At 60.8% G+C, this 19,012-nt stretch carries 20 protein-coding genes and 1 pseudogene; 9 read left to right on the top strand and 12 right to left on the bottom strand.

Annotated features, from left to right (window positions below):
• Window positions 1–373 precede the first annotated feature (373 nt).
• Complete coding sequence (locus tag AC1DW2_RS30240) at window positions 374–880, top strand: MarR family winged helix-turn-helix transcriptional regulator (RefSeq protein WP_028152624.1); 507 nt, start codon at window positions 374–376, stop codon at window positions 878–880.
• Window positions 881–996: 116 nt separating this feature from the next.
• Here the strand turns inward: AC1DW2_RS30240 and AC1DW2_RS30235 are convergent, their stop codons facing one another.
• From AC1DW2_RS30235 to AC1DW2_RS30225, 3 genes are all read right to left on the bottom strand, one after another.
• The gene (locus AC1DW2_RS30235; RefSeq protein ID WP_028152625.1) at window positions 997–2,115 is read right to left on the bottom strand and encodes an alpha/beta hydrolase family protein; all 1,119 of its coding nucleotides are present in this window, start codon (window positions 2,113–2,115) and stop codon (window positions 997–999) included.
• Between the two features lie 309 nt (window positions 2,116–2,424).
• Window positions 2,425–3,396, bottom strand: coding sequence for an SDR family NAD(P)-dependent oxidoreductase (locus AC1DW2_RS30230; RefSeq protein ID WP_071913278.1), 972 nt, complete (start codon window positions 3,394–3,396; stop codon window positions 2,425–2,427).
• Window positions 3,397–3,540: 144 nt separating this feature from the next.
• Window positions 3,541–4,449 (bottom strand): dihydrodipicolinate synthase family protein, encoded by a 909-nt coding sequence (locus AC1DW2_RS30225; RefSeq protein WP_028152627.1) that lies wholly within the window; start codon window positions 4,447–4,449, stop codon window positions 3,541–3,543.
• 343 nt (window positions 4,450–4,792) lie between these two features.
• Between AC1DW2_RS30225 and AC1DW2_RS30220 the strand changes: the two genes are divergently transcribed.
• Entirely contained in the window at window positions 4,793–5,032 is a 240-nt protein-coding gene (locus AC1DW2_RS30220; protein ID WP_028152628.1) for a hypothetical protein, read from the top strand.
• Window positions 5,033–5,154: 122 nt separating this feature from the next.
• On the opposite strand, the gene AC1DW2_RS30215 is transcribed toward AC1DW2_RS30220, so the two are convergent.
• Window positions 5,155–6,129: an alpha/beta fold hydrolase gene (locus AC1DW2_RS30215; RefSeq protein WP_354123670.1), complete on the bottom strand. Its 975-nt coding sequence runs from the start codon at window positions 6,127–6,129 to the stop codon at window positions 5,155–5,157.
• Between the two features lie 164 nt (window positions 6,130–6,293).
• On the opposite strand from AC1DW2_RS30215, the gene AC1DW2_RS30210 reads away from it, so the two are divergent.
• The 3 genes from AC1DW2_RS30210 to AC1DW2_RS30200 all read left to right on the top strand — a co-directional run bounded on the left by AC1DW2_RS30210 (window position 6,294) and on the right by AC1DW2_RS30200 (window position 10,060).
• Entirely contained in the window at window positions 6,294–6,878 is a 585-nt protein-coding gene (locus tag AC1DW2_RS30210; RefSeq protein WP_223154007.1) for a TetR/AcrR family transcriptional regulator, read from the top strand.
• A gap of 94 nt (window positions 6,879–6,972) precedes the next feature.
• Window positions 6,973–7,248, top strand: a complete 276-nt coding sequence (locus AC1DW2_RS30205; protein WP_244623311.1) for a hypothetical protein — start codon at window positions 6,973–6,975, stop codon at window positions 7,246–7,248.
• 1,570 nt (window positions 7,249–8,818) lie between these two features.
• Window positions 8,819–10,060 carry a tyrosine-type recombinase/integrase gene (locus tag AC1DW2_RS30200; protein WP_477007823.1) on the top strand — a complete coding sequence of 414 codons (1,242 nt, stop codon included), beginning with the start codon at window positions 8,819–8,821 and terminating at the stop codon, window positions 10,058–10,060.
• 39 nt (window positions 10,061–10,099) lie between these two features.
• Here AC1DW2_RS30200 and AC1DW2_RS30195 read toward each other — a convergent pair whose 3' ends face one another.
• From AC1DW2_RS30195 to AC1DW2_RS30185, 3 genes are all read right to left on the bottom strand, one after another.
• Entirely contained in the window at window positions 10,100–10,348 is a 249-nt protein-coding gene (locus tag AC1DW2_RS30195) for a hypothetical protein (protein ID WP_283016700.1), read from the bottom strand.
• Window positions 10,349–10,502: 154 nt separating this feature from the next.
• Entirely contained in the window at window positions 10,503–10,718 is a 216-nt protein-coding gene (locus AC1DW2_RS30190) for a hypothetical protein (RefSeq protein ID WP_208088241.1), read from the bottom strand.
• Window positions 10,719–10,858: 140 nt separating this feature from the next.
• Complete coding sequence (locus AC1DW2_RS30185) at window positions 10,859–10,987, bottom strand: hypothetical protein (protein ID WP_283016701.1); 129 nt, start codon at window positions 10,985–10,987, stop codon at window positions 10,859–10,861.
• A gap of 624 nt (window positions 10,988–11,611) precedes the next feature.
• Between AC1DW2_RS30185 and AC1DW2_RS30180 the strand changes: the two genes are divergently transcribed.
• Complete coding sequence (locus AC1DW2_RS30180) at window positions 11,612–11,887, top strand: hypothetical protein (protein WP_477007822.1); 276 nt, start codon at window positions 11,612–11,614, stop codon at window positions 11,885–11,887.
• 7 nt (window positions 11,888–11,894) lie between these two features.
• A complete protein-coding gene (locus tag AC1DW2_RS30175) occupies window positions 11,895–12,311 on the top strand; it encodes a hypothetical protein (protein ID WP_283016709.1) in 417 nt (138 codons plus the stop codon).
• A 137-nt stretch (window positions 12,312–12,448) separates the two neighbouring features.
• Here the strand turns inward: AC1DW2_RS30175 and AC1DW2_RS30170 are convergent, their stop codons facing one another.
• A complete protein-coding gene (locus AC1DW2_RS30170) occupies window positions 12,449–12,892 on the bottom strand; it encodes a HEAT repeat domain-containing protein (RefSeq protein WP_477007821.1) in 444 nt (147 codons plus the stop codon).
• Here AC1DW2_RS30170 and AC1DW2_RS30165 point away from each other — a divergent pair.
• A pseudogene (locus AC1DW2_RS30165) lies at window positions 12,791–13,492 on the top strand (sensor histidine kinase); the annotation flags it as partial. The gene AC1DW2_RS30170 and the pseudogene AC1DW2_RS30165 sit on opposite strands and share 102 nt — an antisense overlap.
• 45 nt (window positions 13,493–13,537) lie before the next feature.
• On the opposite strand, the gene AC1DW2_RS30160 reads toward AC1DW2_RS30165, so the two are convergent.
• Window positions 13,538–14,728, bottom strand: a complete 1,191-nt coding sequence (locus AC1DW2_RS30160) for a sensor histidine kinase (protein WP_283016712.1) — start codon at window positions 14,726–14,728, stop codon at window positions 13,538–13,540.
• Window positions 14,729–15,429: 701 nt separating this feature from the next.
• Here AC1DW2_RS30160 and AC1DW2_RS30155 point away from each other — a divergent pair.
• Entirely contained in the window at window positions 15,430–15,855 is a 426-nt protein-coding gene (locus AC1DW2_RS30155; protein WP_283016706.1) for a hypothetical protein, read from the top strand.
• A gap of 630 nt (window positions 15,856–16,485) precedes the next feature.
• On the opposite strand, the gene tnpC is transcribed toward AC1DW2_RS30155, so the two are convergent.
• The 3 genes from tnpC to tnpA form a co-directional block, all read right to left on the bottom strand.
• The gene (tnpC, locus tag AC1DW2_RS30150; RefSeq protein WP_477007820.1) at window positions 16,486–18,015 is read right to left on the bottom strand and encodes an IS66 family transposase; all 1,530 of its coding nucleotides are present in this window, start codon (window positions 18,013–18,015) and stop codon (window positions 16,486–16,488) included.
• 69 nt (window positions 18,016–18,084) lie between these two features.
• Complete coding sequence (tnpB, locus tag AC1DW2_RS30145; RefSeq protein ID WP_007606730.1) at window positions 18,085–18,441, bottom strand: IS66 family insertion sequence element accessory protein TnpB; 357 nt, start codon at window positions 18,439–18,441, stop codon at window positions 18,085–18,087.
• Window positions 18,438–18,890 carry an IS66-like element accessory protein TnpA gene (tnpA, locus tag AC1DW2_RS30140; protein WP_144030647.1) on the bottom strand — a complete coding sequence of 151 codons (453 nt, stop codon included), beginning with the start codon at window positions 18,888–18,890 and terminating at the stop codon, window positions 18,438–18,440. The genes tnpB and tnpA overlap by 4 nt, the downstream gene beginning before the upstream one ends.
• Window positions 18,891–19,012: the final 122 nt, after the last annotated feature.

Genomic DNA, 19,012 nt, shown 5'->3' with positions numbered 1-19,012 from the left:
GGACCGTGAGGCCCCCCAGATCCCCGTCTTTTCAAATCCGCTCGGCCGCTTCGCGCTTTTGGACACACCCGCATCGACGCGAGGGACGTGAGCGAACCACCTGCAACGGGACGATTGAGTACCCCCCACCGTCACGGGCCAATATGCCTGCGCCGTTCCGCTAATCAAAATAGTTTATTTAGTCAGCTTTGTTGTTTCACTAAACCTGTGCCCCGCGCGCAACACCGCGAGTGAGGGAATATGCTGAGCTGATCATCTTTGTAGTTTTAGTGACAAAATTACCCTGCTCTGCACTTGCGTCAGGGCAGACTTGCGTGGACTATGGCCGTGCAAGACACCGGCCGGAAAAGAATCAGATCACGGGAGTGACGCTGTGTCAGCGACCAGGAAGGAAGGGGCGCGCCTCCGCTCCATCGGCAATCTCGATATCATCAGGCGTTTCACCTGGGAAATTTCGTCGATCAACATGTATCTGGAGGAGTTGCGTCAGTTCTGGGCGAGAACGCTGGGCATCAGCGGTCCGCAATGGCTGATCCTGATGGCGATCTCCGACCTCGACAAGGACGACGGCGTGCCCGTCAACGTGGTCTCCAAGCTGCTCCACGTCGATCCGTCCTTCGTCACCACCCAGTCCAAGCTGCTGGAGAAGAAGGGCCTGCTGCGGCGGCGGCCCTCGCCGACCGACGCCCGCGTGGTGCGGCTGTCGCTGGTCGAGAAGACGCAGAAGCACATCGCAAGCCTCAACGAGCAGTACAAAACGATCCGCGAATTCGTCTTCCAGGAATTCGACGAGAACGAACTGACCGAATTCACCGGCAAGCTGGCGACGCTGAAGACCCGGCTCGAAAAGGCCTGCGTCAGGATATCCCTCGACTACTAAAACATGATCCGGAAAAGTGCGAAGCGGTTTTCCGAAAGGATCATGCCCAAGCAACAACCTAAATCGCGATGACGATTCATCCCAATCTCATCGCGCTTTAAGACAGCAGGCGGCGTTCAGATCCGCCGCCCCGTGGCGCCCAGTTGCGATTCCAGCCAGTCGAAGATGTATTCGTTGGCAAGGCTGGGATTGTCCGCATGGGCCTGCGCCGCGCCGGTCTCCTGCGCGGTGAACACCTTCAGCACGATGTCGGAGCTGCCGAGTCGCGACTTCTGCACGATCTGGCGCGCCCGGTCGGCCTTGAGCCAGCCGTCCTCGCCGAGCGTGATCAGCACCGGACAGTCGACGCTCGAGGCCATCAACGGCGCCGACGGCACCGGGACGATGCTGAGGTCGCTCATCGCAAAGCGGCTGGCGAAGAAGGATCGTTCGTGCAGGTCCCACAGACCGCCGTCGCAGACGGCCGCGGCGAGCCTCGGCTCCTGCAACACCGCGCGCGCGACGAAGGAAGAGCCCCACCCGTCGGCCACGATGGCGACGCGATCGAAATCGACGTCGCCGCGTGTCTCCAGATAATCCATGACGCTGGCAATCGAGCTCTCGAGGTCGCGGCGCTGCAGGAGCGTGTCGGTATAGTCGTCACGCTGGTCGCCGAGCAGGTCCAGCGCGAGCATCGACAGTCCGCGTTCGCGCGCATGCGGCGCGAGCTTGAACAGGAATTCTTCCTTGCGGTGTCCGGGCTCGCCGATGCAGATCACGGTCGGAGCCCGCTTGCCGGCCGGGGACGCAGGCAGGAAATAGCCTTGCAAAACGTGTCCGTCATCGGCCCAGGGAATCGTGACGACCTCGCCAGCCGGACCGCGCGCGGTGAGGAAGCGGCGCGCGCATTCCTGCATGGCGAGCACCGCGACCCAGCGGCGCTCGTCGGCCTGGTCCAGCGGCATCGCGGCCGCGCCGTAGTAGTTCATCGCCCGCAGCCAGTTGCGCTGCGCGGTCGCCATGTGGCCTTCCGCGAACGCCGCCTCGGCACGCTGCCGGTTGGCTTGCGCCAGCCGCTTCCATTCGCGGTGCCAGGACTGCTCACCGCCCTGCTTGAGCTGCCGCGCGATCATCAGGCATTCTGCGATGGTGGCGCCACCCTCCTGCGCCGCGGTGAGGAGCCGCGTGAATTCAGCGGAAATATCCTCTCTCTCCGGGCAGAGGATCCAGTCGTCGGAGAGGCATGCGGGTATCATCGGAGCTACGCTTTATGATGGCGTTACCCCTGATCGACTAAACTATTTTGGTTCACCAACCAAGCTGCCGTGCGCCGAATGAGACCCGTTTCACATCACCATCGCTTGAACATTGCTTGAACGACGGAGCATGTCGCATGCGTGACATTCCAAATCGTCATAAGGCGTCGGAAAGTGGCAAGAGGTGGCACGTAAAGTTACCTGCGTAACATGTAAATTATCTGTGTAATAATACGTCCGCACCTCTTGCCATGATGGTCGTCATACCTACATACGCGGACGTTCGTTGACAGTCTCAGCCAAACCGAATCAACCGAGCCGCCAGCCAACTTCCTGCGTAAAGCTTTCATAGAAGGCGCGGTCGTAGGCCTGCTCCGGCGTTGCGCGCACGCGTTCGTCAAGGCGCTTTGCGTCTTCGCCCACAAGAATGCGCCACCGGTCCGCCTTGACCCCGTTGAGGATGATCTTCGCGGCCTGCGCAGCCGTCGTCGGCGCGTCCTCGAGGAAGCTGCGGGCGCGTTCGGCGAACGCAGCCTGGATGTCCTCGTCCGACATCTTGTCAGCATCCGGCACGCCGGCCGCGACCATGCGCTTGCGGGTCAGCGCGACCTCATCGGCATTGAGCCGCTCCGACCCGTCGGCGCTCTGCACCTTGCGCGAATTGGAGACGATCGAGGTGCCGATATGGCCGGGCATCACCACCGAACATTTGACATGCGGCGCGTGCAGGCGAAGGTCGTTGATCAGCGCTTCGGTAAATCCTTTCACCGCGAACTTCGCCGAGCTGTAGGCGGTGTGCGCCTGCCCCATTCCGATCGAGGCCCAGAAGCCGTTGACGCTCGCGGTGTTGACGATGTGGGCCTCGTCCGCCGCCACCAACATCGGCAGGAAGGTGCGCACGCCGAGATAGACGCCGCCCCAGCAGATGTTGAAGGTACGCTCCCACTGCTCGCGCGTGTTGGTGAACAGGCTGCCGCCGCCACCGATGCCGGCATTGTTGAACAGGAGATGGATCCGGTCGGTCTTCTGCTGCTCGGCGAGCTCATCGCGAAACCGCTTGAGATGATCCTCGATCGAGACGTCGGCGACATGGGTCGTGACCCGCAGGCCCTGCGGCAGCTTCTCGACCTCGCAGAGCCGCTTGGTCTCGGCCATCGCGGCCTCCGAGACGTCGCACATCGCGACATTGCAGCCCTCCGCGACGAGCTGCCGTGCGAGCTCGCGTCCCATCCCCGTGCCGCCGCCGGTGATGACGGCGATCTTTCCTGCAAAATCCTTCATGGGACTTCGGTCCCTCCCCTTGTCGGTATGTTTCTTCACAGCTAGCGCCGCGCATCGCGGCGCGCGCAAAATGTAGCAGCGCCGCATCCGCAGGTAAAAGCGGATCGGCGCTGCCATTCGACATCGATAATTTCGGCCGGCGGACTATTCGGCCGCTTCGACACGCACCCCGTTCAACGCGCCGAGTGCCTCCAGCGCCTTGCGGGTGGCGGCCTGCTGCGCCGGCGAGGCCTCCGGCATCGGTGCGCGCGGATAGGTCCTGGGCAAGCCCTGGAGCGTCTGGGCGTAACGCGTGCAGGCCGGCAGATTGTCGGCGATAACGGCGTTCCACAGCGTCAACAGCTTCTTGTGCAGGTCGAGCGCCCGCGGATGGTCGCCCGCCTTCACCGCATCCCACAGCGCGACGGAGGCATGCGGCGCCGCGGTCAGGATCGCGGCGATCGAGCCATGGGCGCCGAGCGTGTAGGACGGATACATGAGGGCATCGACCGCGCTGTAGATCAGCTTGTCCGGCGCCATCATCATGAGATCCGCGAACAGCTTGAGATCGCCCGCGCTCTGCTTGACGCCCACCACCAGCGGCACCTCGGTCATGATCCGCACCAGCAGCGCCGGCGACAGATAGGACCACGGCACCACGTTGTAGATGATGATGGGCATGCCGGTCTCGTCTGCCATGGCGCGGAAGTGCGCGACCATCGCCTCGTCGTCGGGCTTGAACAGATAATGCACCGGCGTGACCTGGAGTGCTGCGACATTCATGTCGCGCACGAGCTTGCCGCGGCGGATCGCATCGCGCGTGGAGTCCACGATGATGCCGGCGATCACGGGAATGCGTCCCTTCACCGCCTCGACCGTCGCGGCCATCAGGTCGCGATACTCCTCGTGATCGAGCGTGTGTCCCTCGCCGGTCGAGCCGCCGGCCGCGACGCCATGCGCGCCGGCGCCGATCATCCAGTCGACCTGGGGCGCCACGAGCCCAAGATCGATCTCGCCGTCCTTCCGGAACGGCGTCGTCATCGGCGGGATCACGCCGGTCGGTCGTGCCTTCATGGTCTGCCCTCGCGTTTCCTTTGGTCCTGTGGCGGTCCCGCTCTCTTGACGAGTATCCGCCCGCTTCCGAGCCTATCGGCTGCGCGGGCCTTGTGAAGGGGCGGTTCGCGCGGCGCTGCCCCCACAATCGCTCATTCCTGCGATCCTTCCTCGCCCTTTTTCCTTGGGGATTCCCCGTATTTGCCCGGCTTCGGTTTAGGGGCAATTTTTTTACAATCCGAATCATCAAATGAGGTTGGACGCTGGGTCGAGTCGGCCAGATCAGCGTGTTGTTTGTGTCACAGGCTCTGGCACTCCGCTTGCATCCTCTTCGTGGTCTGAAACTACCGATGAGGTGACAGGAATGTTCGTGACCGTGGTTGCCGTGCTCTGCCGGCTGAGCGCAGCCAGCTCAGGCAGTTGCATCGAGGAAATCGTGACCGACAGCAACATGACGCCCGAGATGTCGATGATGCAGTGCGCGATCGGCGCACAGGCCCCGCTTGCCAAATGGATGGGCGAGCATCCGATCTATCACGCCAATTGGCGCCTCGAGCGCTACAAATGCGTGCCGGGTCACTACGAGATCAAGGGCCACGCCTAAGGCCCCGCAAGACTACGGATGAGGAAACGCCCCGGAGGTAGCCTGGTCTCTCCGCGCGGGCACCGCTAGCGCCAGACCCCATTGCGGCGGCGCGCCCCTGTGACGACGATCACGCCTTCCCTTTAAGCCACTGCACGCAGAATGATCGCACGCGCCTGTCGCCCTTCCGGCGTCGGCATCAGCGCGAAATTGTGCGGCTGGTCACGGAGCAGATGCAGCTCGACCGGCACGCCCGCCGCCCTCGCGCGCTCCGCGAGATCGACGCTATCGGGATAGAGCAGATCGCGCGTGCCCGAGAAGATTGTCATCGGCGCGAGCGAACGGAAGGCGCCGTTGAGCGGGCTGACGAAGGGATGGCCGACATCGAGCTCGCCGGCATAGAGCCGCCCCGCCTCAATGATCCCCGGAATGTCCTGGATCGGATCGCGGCCTGCGATCTCGACCTGCTCCGGACGGCTGACCGATGCATCGGCCGCCGGCGAGATCAGCATCAGCCGGCCCGGCTGCCGATGCCGGCGGTCGCGCAGCCACTGGCAGGCAGCGAGCGCCAGTCCCGCGCCGGCGGAATTGCCGACCACCGTGACCTTTGCGGGCCCGACATCCTCCAGCAGCATCCGCAACAGTTCGGCCGTCGCCGGCACGAGATCCTTGGCGGTGGCATGCGGCGCAAGCGGATAGATCGGCACGACGCAGACGACGCGCGCCTTGCGCGTCATCTGGCCGACGAAGCGCCAATGCGCCGGCACGATCTCGTTGATGAAGCCACCGCCGTGCAGGAACATGACGTGGTTGCAGCCCTCATGGCCCGATGATGGCGCCGTGTAATAGACCGGCCATCCGCCCATCTTGGTCAACGTCACCTCGACGCCGCGGCCCAAACCCGTCGGCTCGTAGGAGGCCGGCTGCAATGCGAGTTTCTGCACATGCGCCTGCACGGCCTCGGCCGAGGCAAGGTGCTTCTTGAACGGAAGCTGCCGCAACAGCGCGTTGAAGCAACGACTCTGCAGGCTCGGCGCGGGATCGCCGGATGGCCGCATCCTCAACAGCCGGCCGCCCGGACAGAACTGGAAGGCCGATGCGATCTTTGCAACGCTCATGTCAGGTCTCCTCCAGACCGGGCTCTCTGTATGGGCGACGAAAAGGCTTGTGTCGACCGCCGCCACATGCGGATATAATGCGAGCATTCGCTCGCTTTTCCTACTCGCATTCGGATCGCAGGCCCATGGCGCGCAAACCGCCAACAAAACCCCGGAAAAATGCCTTGCAAGCGCGATCGCGCGCCACCGTCGACGCGCTGGTCGAGGCAACCGCTCGCATTCTGGTCCGCGAAGGCTTTGAGAAAGCCAGCACCAACCGGATCGCCGAAATCGCCGGCGTCAGCGTCGGCTCGCTCTATCAGTATTTTCCCAGCAAGGAGGCGCTCGTCGCCGCCGTGATCGACCGTCACAACGAGGAGATCATGGGCATCGTCCGTGCCGCCCTCACCGAGGTCGCCGACCTGCCGATCGACAAAGCCGTGCGCCGCCTCGTCACCGTCGCGATCGAAGCCCACCGTATCGATCCCAAACTACATCGGGTGCTTGCCGAGCAGATCCCGCGCACCGGCCAGCTCAAGGACGTCGAAGCCTTCAACCGCGAGGTCCACACCCTCGTGCGCGCCTATCTCGAAAGCCGCCGCAAGGAGATGCGCAAGATCGACCCGGGACTGGCGACCTTCATCTGCGTCAGTGCGATCGAGGCGGTCGCGCACAACACGGTGCTGAACCAGGCCGAGATGCTCTCGGAGAAGATGGTGCGGACGCTGGTGGACGAGACAACGCGGATGGTGGTGGGATATTTGAGGTAGTTTGCGAAAACGTCGCCTCATGCCCGCTCTACGCGGGAGAGCGGGCATCCCGCTAAGCAGTTGATTTATCTGCGGGCGGCATTGAGCCGAGCCCATGGCCATGAGTTTTCCATTTTTGATGGCGATCAATTCAGCTTTCCTATTGAGGACAAAACATATGCCCAAGAAAAATTGCCTGATAGTCCATGCCGCCGGAAGACAGCTCGACCTACTGCGCGGAGAGGCTTCCCGCATTGCGAGGGCGAACAAGGTCGACTGGTGGATCGATCGTGCCGACGTCGGCACACTTTTTTGCTTTGAAGACGCAAATGCTGCAGATGCCTTCGCTCGCACCTGCGACAACTTCGGAGTCCGATGCCAAGACGGCTAGCTCAAAAACCCCGCCGACTTTGTGAGCCGGCGGGAGTTGAGTGAATACCTACGAAAACCGGCCCATCGCCAAACGCGCGTCGGACGGTGGGGCCGTTCCGGGTGGATGGCGAGACCTTGAGGAGGTCCAGATTCGCCACAGACCGATTTTTCAATCTCTCCCTTGGAGAGTCGTTCCTCAGACGCCGCGATGCCAATATTTTTGTGATCTGGCGCAAAAGGAAGGCCCCAGCCAATGGGGAAGACCGGGGCCTTCACAGGCCTTGCGATGGATCACACGCAAGACCGATCGCTGGATAGCTGCAGGAGCGCTCGTTCCTCCTGCGGAACCAATCTCGACCCAAGTTGGCTGCAACTCCAGATGAGTCGCGAGAGCCAGCATTCCAGCAGCCAAATCGGGGCTAGAGTGTGTCCGAGGTTGAACTAGACGCGGGCGAAACCAACGTGCTGAAGCCGCGATCCAACTCGAGTGTTTCGCAAATCATCGATTCTTCGTAGGCCGAACCCGCGGCGAGCGACTAGGGCGCGTGGGTGAAGATATCCACTCGTCGATTTCGTCTGGCTCTACTCGCCACGAAGGCGAGACGCCATCGGCTGTCCGGGCTGTGACACGGTATCGGCGCTTACGGAGCTTGGCTGCCAAATTCTTCGCGCCATCTTCGTCTCGACATTCAATAGAAAAATTACCGTAACAAACAACCCAGCGCTTTCGACTTACTTTTCGTTTGGATCGCGCTGAACGCTCCATCTAAGGGACCCCGTGAGTCCCCAAGCCCGTCCCAATATCAAGACTCCATTCTTACCAAACCGTTTAAACTGGACCGCGACCTCGCCAAGGGCAGCGGGCTACCTACCCATCCTAGCAACCCCCGACGCAAGACATGAGGCCTGGTGAACTTCATCAGCAAGATGTCATTCAATCACCTCGTCTGCGCGGCTCAGAACGGAAGTTGGAAGCACCAGGCCGAGCGCCTTCGCAACCGGGAGGTTGACTACCGTGAAACTCGCGCGGCGCGCACGCTACTTGCTTGCCGCCATGACAGGTTACACATCATAGCGCGGGGAGAAGACAACTCCGCTCCGGACGTCGCGCCTCCCAAGTCCCTGCGACGCAATGCATTGAAGCAGCTGCCGTGAATATTCCCCCGTCCAACAGGCTGGCATGGTGACATCATGCCCCTGTTTTGCCCGACGCGTCAAACCACTTCGGAAAAACATAATTCGCCAATGGGTTCGCTACTGTGCATGGGGTTGTTTTCGACATTTTAATTTTCCGCCCCCAGAAGCAGCCGCCCGCTACCGGTCGTCGCGCATGCGTCACGCAGCGGGAGCAGACTCCACGCCGACGGTCAATCCACGGATGAGTTGGAAAAAATGGTCGGAGCGAGAGGATTTGAACCTCCGACCCCTAGTCTCCCAGTTATAAACGACCTGTTTTATAGCCATTCCTGACGTTGGATGAAACGTAGAAAACCCCTACAAATCCAACACAATCAAACCAATGACCACTTGCCTTTTTCGGAGCAATAGCCAGACTGCTGGCTACATACTGGCTATAAATTTGGTGGGGCATGGCCAAGATCAGGATTTCGACCGATAGCGTAGCCGCGCTGATGAAGTCTGCGGTCCCGAATAAAACAACCTTTTACTTCGACGATGAACTGGCTGGCTTCGGGCTCTATCGCACCACCACGGGCACGGGCACATATTTCGCCGAATTCCGCCCCGTAGCCGGCGGCAGCAAGAAGCGATTGAAGCTGGGCCGGGTCGGCACCCTGAAGGCCAATGAGGCCCGCGAGGCGGCCCGTAAGGCGATTGCTAACGCTGCACTGGGAAAGGACCTTGCTCAAAACCGAAGCGACGAGCGGGCCAGCCTGACGGTTGAGGAACTGGTCTCAAAATACATCGAGGAATACGTCGCCGAGCACAAAAAAGCGTCCACCGCCGGCCTTTACCGCATGCTGCACAAGAAGCACGTTAAGCCTCGGATGGGCTCAACCAAGGCAGTGGTGCTGACACGGGTTGATGTACAACGCGCGCACGCCCTGATGTCGCGCGAGGCCCGCGTATCCGCCAATCGGGCAATCAAGCTGGTGTCTGCGGCCTACGGCTGGGGCTCACGCCACGGTCACGTGCCGGAAGGCATGAACCCGGCGTCCGGAGTCAAGTTAAACGAGGAAGAGGGTCGCGAACGCTTCCTCACTACCGCCGAGCTGCTGGCGATCGGCAACGCCATGATAGAGGCCGAGACCGTGGGCCTGCCGGTAGATGCAGGGGACGCCAAGCATGCACCTGTGGGGCAGCTTGTGAAAATGTCACCTTATGCCACCGCGGCCGTCAGATTGCTCATGCTCACGGGCGCTCGCTTGCGGGAAATTCTGCACCTGCGCTGGGTTGAAGTTGATCTGGACCGCGGTGTGTTGCGGTTGGCCGACAGCAAAACCGGCAAGAAATCGATTTACCTACCGACCGCCGCTCTCGACATCATCAAGTCCCTGACCAGGCTGGGCGCATTTGTGATTGCCGGCGAATCGGCCGGGACTAAGAATGAGAAACCGCGCGCAGACCTGAAGCGCCCATGGACTGCCATTTGCAAGCGGGCTGGTGTGAGCGGCGTCAGGATCCACGACTTGCGGCATAGCTTTGCCAGCGTTGGAATCGGCGACCAGATGGGCCTGCCGGTTATCGGTACCCTCCTCGGTCATGCCGATCCCAGCACGACGCAGCGTTACGCTCACTTGGCTGACGAGGCGGCGCGCCGGGCGGTGGAGGCCATCGGCGGCAAGATCGCTGCTGCACTGAACGGGAAATAGCGCGAAGGAGACTGACCATCCGCAAGGGTTGCGGCGCACCTACGTAGACTGACGTCGCTCGCTTTCAGCCGTGTTCGCAGCCCTCAGAAGCTCTTCGATGTAGGCGGCGATGTCGCCAATCGCCGCCCGCAAATCGGCCTCCGAAATGCCCTGCCCTTTGGCAGCTCCGATGAGACGCCGCGTTAGTTCCGCCACATCCTGCGACGCGCCCGCAGTCCGGTACTGCTCGACAGCGTGGATGCTGTTCTCAGCCCAGAAATCGATAAACTCGCGGGCCTTGTCTGACATGTGACGTCCCCTGCTGGTGCACGCTTAGCGCGCTTCCGGGGAAAGCGGTAGCCCGCCCCAGCTTCGCGACTGGAGCGGGCCTCGGCGGCGCGGGCTCGATGGGTGTCAGGTACGACCGGCCGCCGATGATATAGTTTAGCGCAGCAATCGCCAGTTAGCTTTGCTTCCCCTGCATGCAGGCTCGCACAAACTCTCTCTTGGCGCGACCTTGTCCCTTCATTATTCCGCCTGCGCTCGAAAAGCCGCGTTCGGTAGCGAGCTGCCGGCACTTCTCCCATTTTTGCGGGTTGCGAAGCGCGCCCTGCTGAGCCTGTCCAACGGCGGCGGTCAGAACCAAAGCAACAAAAGCAATCAAAATCAGCTTAGTCATTCCGGGACCCCTCCTGAAATATTTACTGAAAAATTGCTGTTCGATTTTAGCATGGAATCCGCAATATCAGCAGAAGACAAAGCTAAGTAGCACAATAAGCCCGCCCCAACTTGCGCTGAGGCGGGCCAGTGACCTTTCAGCTACTGACGGATGCCGAGCGCAATGATCTCGTCGTCTGAAGTCCGCTTGGCCCACGCAGCGCGCGCACACTCCAGCCTCAGCGCGCCGTCCGGATCGTGCCGCGCAGCCCATTTGTTGAGGTTGCTCACCGAGGACTCCCCGAGATGGATGTGAAGAGCGTAAACGACGGGGTCGCAGCCCGCGTCTCTTAGGCCGGTATAGTAGGTCTTTGCACAGAAATGCGTGGAGAGATCGATACCCGCGCTAGCATTAAGATCTAAGTCAGTCATTTACTTCCACTGTCGTCCGGCTCATTTGACTGCCCTATTGGAAGTTGGCTAAATCCACATCACCACGTAGACCCTTTGACTTTGCTGATGATCTAACGGTGTTTCTCCGACGTTCGAAGAAAAAGATCGAGGCTGGCGCGGCTGAAATGGCGCTATTGATCAAGATCGAAAGACTGCTGGACGAATGGTCTCGCCGATTCTAGCGCGCCCTGGTCTCGCCAACTCAAACTGGAGTGAAGCGATGCGTTGCGCAGTCTGCGGGAAACTTGCTGAGCCGCTACCGAAAACTCATGACGGCGATGGTTTTCACTGCGCTGCATGCGGAGATTATGTGGTCTCTGGGACCGTCATCACTTCCAGATGGCTGGAGGGGCGGTCATGAGCCGAGCTTAGCGCAACAAATCGGTCTAAAGTCCAATCCGAGGCGGTTGCCCTCCCCACCTCCCTCGCTCTATGGTGGCGCCTTGGGTCTGGGGGACCAATATGCGTAATTTGGGAATCGTGGCGGTTTGCGCCACATTGCTACTTGCGGGCTGTTCTTCGACACCGGCCGAACTCGAAGCTAAAGCTGCACCGATCGTCCAGACATATCCCGAAAACTACCAAGAAATTTATCGGAGAGTTTCGACGACTGCGAAGCGTTGTTTTGCCGGTAACGTCGGCGCCTACGCATCCTTTGCGGTCGACTCGGAATTGTATTCAGAACTCGGCTATGGAGAGCTAACACTTTCCTTGATCAACATGGGAACACGCGCGTAAGCCTGCTATGAACGAAACAGACTTCGAAGAAAGCCAAGCTCAGCGCTTCGCAACTTTGTCGCGATGGAAACGATGGCTGGCCAACGTCGGTATTCTTGACGGCCGTGTCTTGCTGATGAGCGATGCCGAACGCCAGAAAATGAGAACAGAGAATCTCAGGCGATTGGCTGCTCGGCCCCTATGGGAGAAGTGGATTGCGATCGCAGGACTTGCAGCGGGGGCGATCTCGGTTGCGCTGTATCCATATCTATTCGGACGCCTGACAATCGGCTGGGAAAAGCTGGGCTTCACCAGAACGATTGTTCCATCCGGAGAGCCGATTTTATTCATAGCCACGCTGCTGTTTTTTGAGGGCTTCTTCCTCTGCTTGGTGTATTTTTTGACCAGGGTTTATTTCTTCCGTGGCAACGACGGAAGCTCTTGATCCTAACCAGTCTCGGCGCATGTCTACTCATGGCCGAGATGCGAAGTGCCGACACCTCTCTTTGAGGTCCGCTTAGTGGGTCGGAACGGACTGGATTTGCTCACGCTGAGTGCTTCGCATTTTGACCCGTTGCCGACTTAGCGAGACTGTTCAGCACCTATTGTACCAAGCCTCGGCTTGGTCCGCCTGTAGATCGGACCTCCCGGCACATACCATCCGGCTTTCTTGCGAACGGTTGAATTTTCATCATCTTGCTGTGCAGCGGAGACTGCCGCAGCGGCAAGAGCATTGGTGTGAACGAATTGTCCGACCACTTCTATCGCCATTGCGCGGACGTGCGCATCGGGGTCGCGCGCAAGCAATCTTATTGCCTTGGGAAGCACTTCACCTTCCTCGGGCTTGCAGGCCCCTTCCTTACACCGGTCGCATGCTAGCGTGTGCAAAGCTGAGCACCTGACGCGCTCATCGGCATCGTTCAGCTTTCCGCTCGCGGCCAGGGAAATGACGCGGGCATTGTTGGTCGCATCATGTACGGAATTTTCATCGACGTGACGGGACGCAAGCAAGCTGAGGAAGGCCATGAGTTGCTCGCTGGCGAAATGAGCCACCGGGTGAAAAATCTACTGGCCATTGCATCCGGTCTCACCGCCATCACTTCGCGGTCCGCCAAGACGACCGCCGACATGGCGAAAGAACTTACGCATCGGCTGACGGCGCTAGGTCGCGCCCATGATCTTGTCCGGCCCCTTCCCGGTCAGGGTGGAAAAGCGGCGCTGTTAGGCGATCTTTTGACCGTACTGCTTGCGCCTTATGACGACTTGGGAGCGTTTAGCGGTCGCGTCCGCGTCTCAGTCCCCCGCATGGGCGTCGGCGAGCAAGCGGCTACAACGCTCGCGCTCGTTGTCCATGAGCTGGCCACCAATTCACTGAAGTATGGCGCGCTATCCTCACCAACCGGCACACTGGATATATCCTGCGCCGCGCATGATACCGAGGTGGTAGTCGTCTGGACCGAGCGCGGCGGCCCGCCCGTCGCGTCTCCGATTGGTGAAGGTGGATATGGAAGCAAGCTGCTCAATCGCAGCATGACGGCCCAGCTTGGCGGCTCGATTTCGTGCGATTGGAGTGCGGAGGGCGTGATCGTCACGCTTCACATGGTCAAAGACCGCCTGACAAGGTAAAGGCTGCATGTCTCAATGGTACCAAAGAGCGGACGATCACCTCCTTCACGCGGGCGCCGCGACGGAACCAAGCGGCACATCCAGCGAGTATCTAAAACCGGATGTTTCGTAAGCAAGTTGCACCTCGCCGTTCAGTTGCTGGCCTAGAGATTTCATCATGCGGGTGCCAAAGCTTCGTCGGGTTGGGTGCGCGACCTCGGGACCTCCGCTTTCGGTCCAGACCAAGTAAAGCCTCTGCTTCAACTCATCTATCGTCCACGCGATTTCAACGCGACCGGCCGGGCCAGAGAGAGCGCCGAATTTCGTCGTATTGGTGCACAATTCGTTGAAAGTCATAGCGAGCGCTATAACCGCGCCTGAGGTAATCCTCAGATCGGGCCCGTTGAAGTGGAAGCGCCTGGCTCCCTGGCTGTCGTAGGGCTCTGTGGCACTCTGGAAAGTCTGGGTAAGACTCGCGCTTGCCCAGTTCACCTGCATCAGCAGGTCGTGGGCTCGTCCCAACGCGCCTAGCCGGCCCTCCATGGCCGTTTGGCCGTCCTCGACACTGGAAGCTGCGCGAAAGCTCTGCGAGGCGATCGCGCTCACGGTGGCAAGGGTGTTCTTGATGCGATGATGAAGTTCGCCAAGAATCAGCTTCTGCAATTTGTCGGCGACCTCTCGCTCCTTGGCATCGATACCTGCCTGGACAAGCAGAGTTTCCGCATCGATGCCGGCTTGCTCCAGCAGTAACCGAAGGCTGTGGTTCTCCGCCGACAAAACCACCTCCTGTGCGGAACGCGACGACGGGGTGGTTGGCAGAGCGGCGGGAAGCGATTGGTTTGCCGGCAATCCGGTTGCGTCAGGAACAATCAAAAGGGCGCCTGTACCTACCATTGCTTGCAATTCGGTGATCATCTGGTCGACAGCGAGCGGTTTGGCAAAGAATCGGCTGTCCGCCGGCCTTTCCGAATCGGTGGGCATCACTTGACCGGAAACCAGGATGATCTTGATCGCTGGCCAGCGGTTGTGCACGGCGTGGGCGAGTGTCAAGCCGTCGATGCTACCGGGCATTTGAATATCGGTAAACAGTAGGGAGATATCTGAGCGGGACTCAAGAATAGAGATCGCCTGGTCCGCATTGACGGCTTCGACGGGATTGAACCCCGCATCTTCTACGATGTCTACCGCGCGCATGCGTAAGACCATCTCGTCTTCGACGATAAGCACGTTCGGCAAGGGAATCGAACCTGTCGACATGGATAGCCTCACTAGCTGCCCCCAAATTGCCGAGGCAAGGGTGACGGCGGCAATTGCGGGGTCATCCGGCCATCGCTGAGCATTATGGCTAGAGCAGTGCTGCGCCTTTCGAGGACGGATAGCGAGCTAATTCGCTGCGCCCGGAGGATTAATGAGCCCCTGTCACCGGTGGCTGGTCACGCCATAGAGCTATGGCAAGGGGCGCGACGGATATCGGCCTGGGGCATCAGCGGTAAATTGACGCTGGCTTCGTTGAGGGAGCCGCCAAATTTCGATATTGTTTTAACGCTCGCATCTGCGCCGATCAGGTGCAGACTACTGCGTCCGTCAAGGCAGCCGGAGCTTTTAGCTTTCGCGGCCTTGGGGTTGAGGGCTCGCCTTCGCCAGCCCCGGCGAGTCCCACCTCAGTCAGCGAAGCTGACGCATTTAATTGTCCCACAGTGTAACATCGACGACATTGCGCCCAGGCACCCGCGCTGTAGGCTTCATCTCGCCGGGGCTGGACTCAATATTTCACTTATAAATTTTAACCCGGCAGCAGGCCGCAGTGGTTCGCCGCTGCGGCCTTTCTGTTGAACAACACAATGGGCGCATCACCCGATGTCGTTTTACGTCGTGTGAACCTCTTCACATGGGTATGACATCAGGACGGTTAATCTCCAGTCGCTGGCGAGAGGTTTCAGTTACAGCGGGAGGCGGCCGTGGCAGCAGACACAAAGGCGGACGACTGGTTTATTGCTGCGCACGTGCTGAGGGTACGCACGTCGTCGGGCACCGCATCGATATCGTTTAAGATTGGCAGCAGGGTAGCTAACATCGCAGCACTGTTGGGTTGCTCCGGACCAATCTCGGGAAGTGGTGTTGCGGACACGGACTTCCAATTAGACACGCAACTTATGCGCACCTTCAGCGGCCCATTTTCGTTGAAGGACATTAAGGGGCATCGCGGTGACGTCACGCAAAACGTGTCCTTTTCACCAGATGACTTGTCCGGCGTGGCATTCAATAAGAGTGGAAGCGTCTTTTTTAATTTCGATTTACCCAACACGAACCCGATGACCTTTACGATCAGGGGCCAGTGGATGGTAAAGATGGTCCTTAATCTTGGTACGACGTTTGTGATCTAGTCCGATCCTCGCGTCTTGACATGAAAGTTAGTCGAACAGGTCATCGGCTTCTTCCTCTGGGCACACGCCTTCGCTTGTCGGGCAGTTCCTCCCTCATTTACCCTACCGCTCAAGCTTAATTTCAGCCTTCGATTGCGCTCGTCGGTTGCCCGATTACGCTGCCGTCACCGGACGAGTTGCCCTGTCCGGATTCAGCATGGCGACGCCGGCGTGCCATTATACTCGGCGCGTCGGCTTCGTTCTTTCCAACGGAGACCTAAGTGTGGCCCTACGGAATCGCGGCGCTGTGCGTCGTGCTCTTGATCGTCGGAGCGGTCACCCTCATTTTTCTCAGCTTCGATTTTCCGGACGAGCCTAAGGCCTAAGTTTAGCAGTGAGACCGCCTACGACCCGTGTCGCAAAGGCTATAAAGCTGTTCCGCCTTGACCCCAAAACCGCCGCTCGACTCGCTGATGCTCTTGATGCTTCCTGCTAGGTCGCCGTTGCGAGCTGACGCTTAAGCTTGATTGAGCTGACCGATTTTGTCTGCTGAAACCCTCTTAGGTGAATTTGTCTCCAAACGATCGTCTAACGTAATTCCGTCGCGCAACACAACGAGCCTTGACGATTTGATGATCGTAAGCGATGTTCTCAGGCCACGCGCCAGCGTTCTTGGGTAGCGAGATAGGCCCAGGGTAGCAGTTCGTCGATCTGGCTGTTCGGGTGGTCGTTGACGATGCGGGTGATGACGTCGGCGAGATAGGCGTGGGGTTCGACGCCGATGAGYTTGCAGGTTTCGATCAGTGAGGCGATGACGGCCCAGTGTTCGCCGCCGCCGTCCGAGCCAGCGAACAGGGCGTTCTTGCGGTTGAGCGCGATTGGGCGGATAGCGCGCTCGACGACGTTGGAATCGATCTCGACGCGGCCGTCGGCAATGAAGCGCGTCAGCCCGTCCCAACGCGACAGCGCATATCGGACGGCCTCCGCGAGTTTGGTCTTCTGGCTAATCAGACCAAGCTTGGCGCGCAKCCAGGGTTCGAACTCGTCGGCGATCGGCCGGCTCTTCTCTTGGCGGACGGCGCGACGCTCGTCGGCGGTGCGGCCGCGGATCTCGGCTTCGATGACGTAGAGCCCGGCGATACGTTCGAGTGCCTCGCTGGCGATCGGTGCGGGACCGGCCGCGGCGAGTTCGTAGAAGCGCCGGCGCACATGGGACCAGCAGAACGCCAGTTCTACGTCACCGCGCTCGGCCAKGACCCGATAGCCGGCATAGCCGTCGACCTGGAGGATGCCGGCAAAACCCGCGAGGTGGACGATCGGCCGTTCGGCCTTGCGATCGGGAGCGTAGACATAGGCGACGGCGGGCGGGTCCGTGCCGCCCCAGGGCCGGTCGTCGCGGGCATAGGCCCAGAGCTGGCCGGTCTTGGTGCGGCCGCGTCCGGGATCGAGCACCGGGGCGGTGGTCTCGTCGGCAAACAGTTTTGGCGACTGCTTCAGCCTCGCGAGCAGTCGCTCATGCACCGGCCGCAACAGGAAGGCTGCCCGCCCGACCCAATCGGCCAGGGTCGAGCGATCCAGCTCGAGGCCCTGGCGGGCGTAAATTTGAGCCTGCCGATACAGCGGCAGATGGTCGGCATATTTGGCGACGAGTACCTGCGCCACGGTGGCTTCGGTCGGTAGCCCGCCCTCGATCAGCCGCGCTGGCGCCGGTGCCTGTACCATGGTCTCGCAGGCCCGGCAGGCATACTTCGGCCGCCTTACGACTAGGACCCGGAACTGGGCCGGGACGATATCCAGTCGTTCGCTCACATCCTCGCCGATCCGGTGCAGCGCCTGCTGACAGCACGGGCAGGCGTGATCGTCGAGGTCGACCAGCATCTCGACCCGCGGCAGATGCGCCGGCAACGCTCCTCTGTTCCTGCGGCGCCGTGCGGCTCGGCTCGATCGCTCGGCAGCATTGGCTGCATCGGTCGCCGCATCACTGCTCGCCTCGACCTGCTCGACCTCCTCCAGGCCGAGCAGCAACTGGTCCTCCGGCAGCGTCTCGGCCCGGCGGCCGAAGCGATGACGCTGCAACTCCTTGATGATCTGCTCGAGCCGCGCGGCGCGCGCCCGTTCGGCCAGCAGCATCGCCTTGAGCGTGCCGGGATCGTCCGGAAGCGTGTCGGCCGTCGTCGCCATGATGCGATTACACCATGCGTCGCGGCATCCCGCGAGCGCGACATGCATACTGATTCACTGTGCCGCAGTTCAACTCGCTTGGATCGGCGACGGTGTCTCGCGCGCGGCGTGGACGCGCTTCCAGTCTAGTCCTTCGAGCAAGGCTGACAGCTGCGCCGCGGTCAGGCGAATGACGCCGTCCTGCACGTTGGGCCAGCAGAACGAACCGGTCTCAAGCCGCTTGGCGAACAGGCACACACCCGTGCCGTCCCAATAGATCAGCTTTACCCGGTCGGCGCGCTTGGCGCGGAACACATACACGGCGCCGGAGAACGGATCGGCCTGGATGCTCTCACGCACCAGGGCCGCGAGCCCTTCGGCACCCTTGCGGAAGTCGACCGGCCTGGTCGCCACCATCACCCGCACCGCGCCCGTCGGACCGATCACGTGCAGGTCTTCAGCGCATGGATCACGGCCGCAATCGTCGCGGCATCCGCGCCGCGGCCGACCCGGACCGCGACGCCGTTGATCTCGAGCTCGATGATGCTGCTGTTCTCGGCGCCCTCGAGCGCCTTCCGGAGGCGTCGGCGCTGCCGCGGTGAGCGCTCCGGCGGCGTGGACGATGGGGTAACGACAGCGGGCACGAACGTCTGCGGCTCGGGAGCCACAGGGATCGCAACCGGCTGTCGCATTTGCCGGCGCCACGTAAACAGCTGTTGCGGCGACAATCCGTGCCGCCGCGCGACCTCCGATACCACGGCTCCCGGGGCCAGCGTCTCCTCGACGAACCGCGCCTTGTCGTCGGCCGAGAACTGCCGGCGTCGGCCGCTCTCCGTGATGACCTCGACCAGACGAACCGAGGTCCTGGGCTCAAGCATATGTTCAAGCTTAGACACAAGCCGATCTCCAATCAGAGATCGATCATTCCTCGCTCGACGCCTTCAATGGAAGGTGGGACCGAAACAGCGCTTCCTCGCTCGACGCCTTCAATGGAAGGTGGGACCGAAACAGCGCTTAC

The organism is Bradyrhizobium sp. P3_C3 (assembly GCF_056402655.1).
This window is presented reverse-complemented; position numbering and strand designations above follow the sequence as displayed.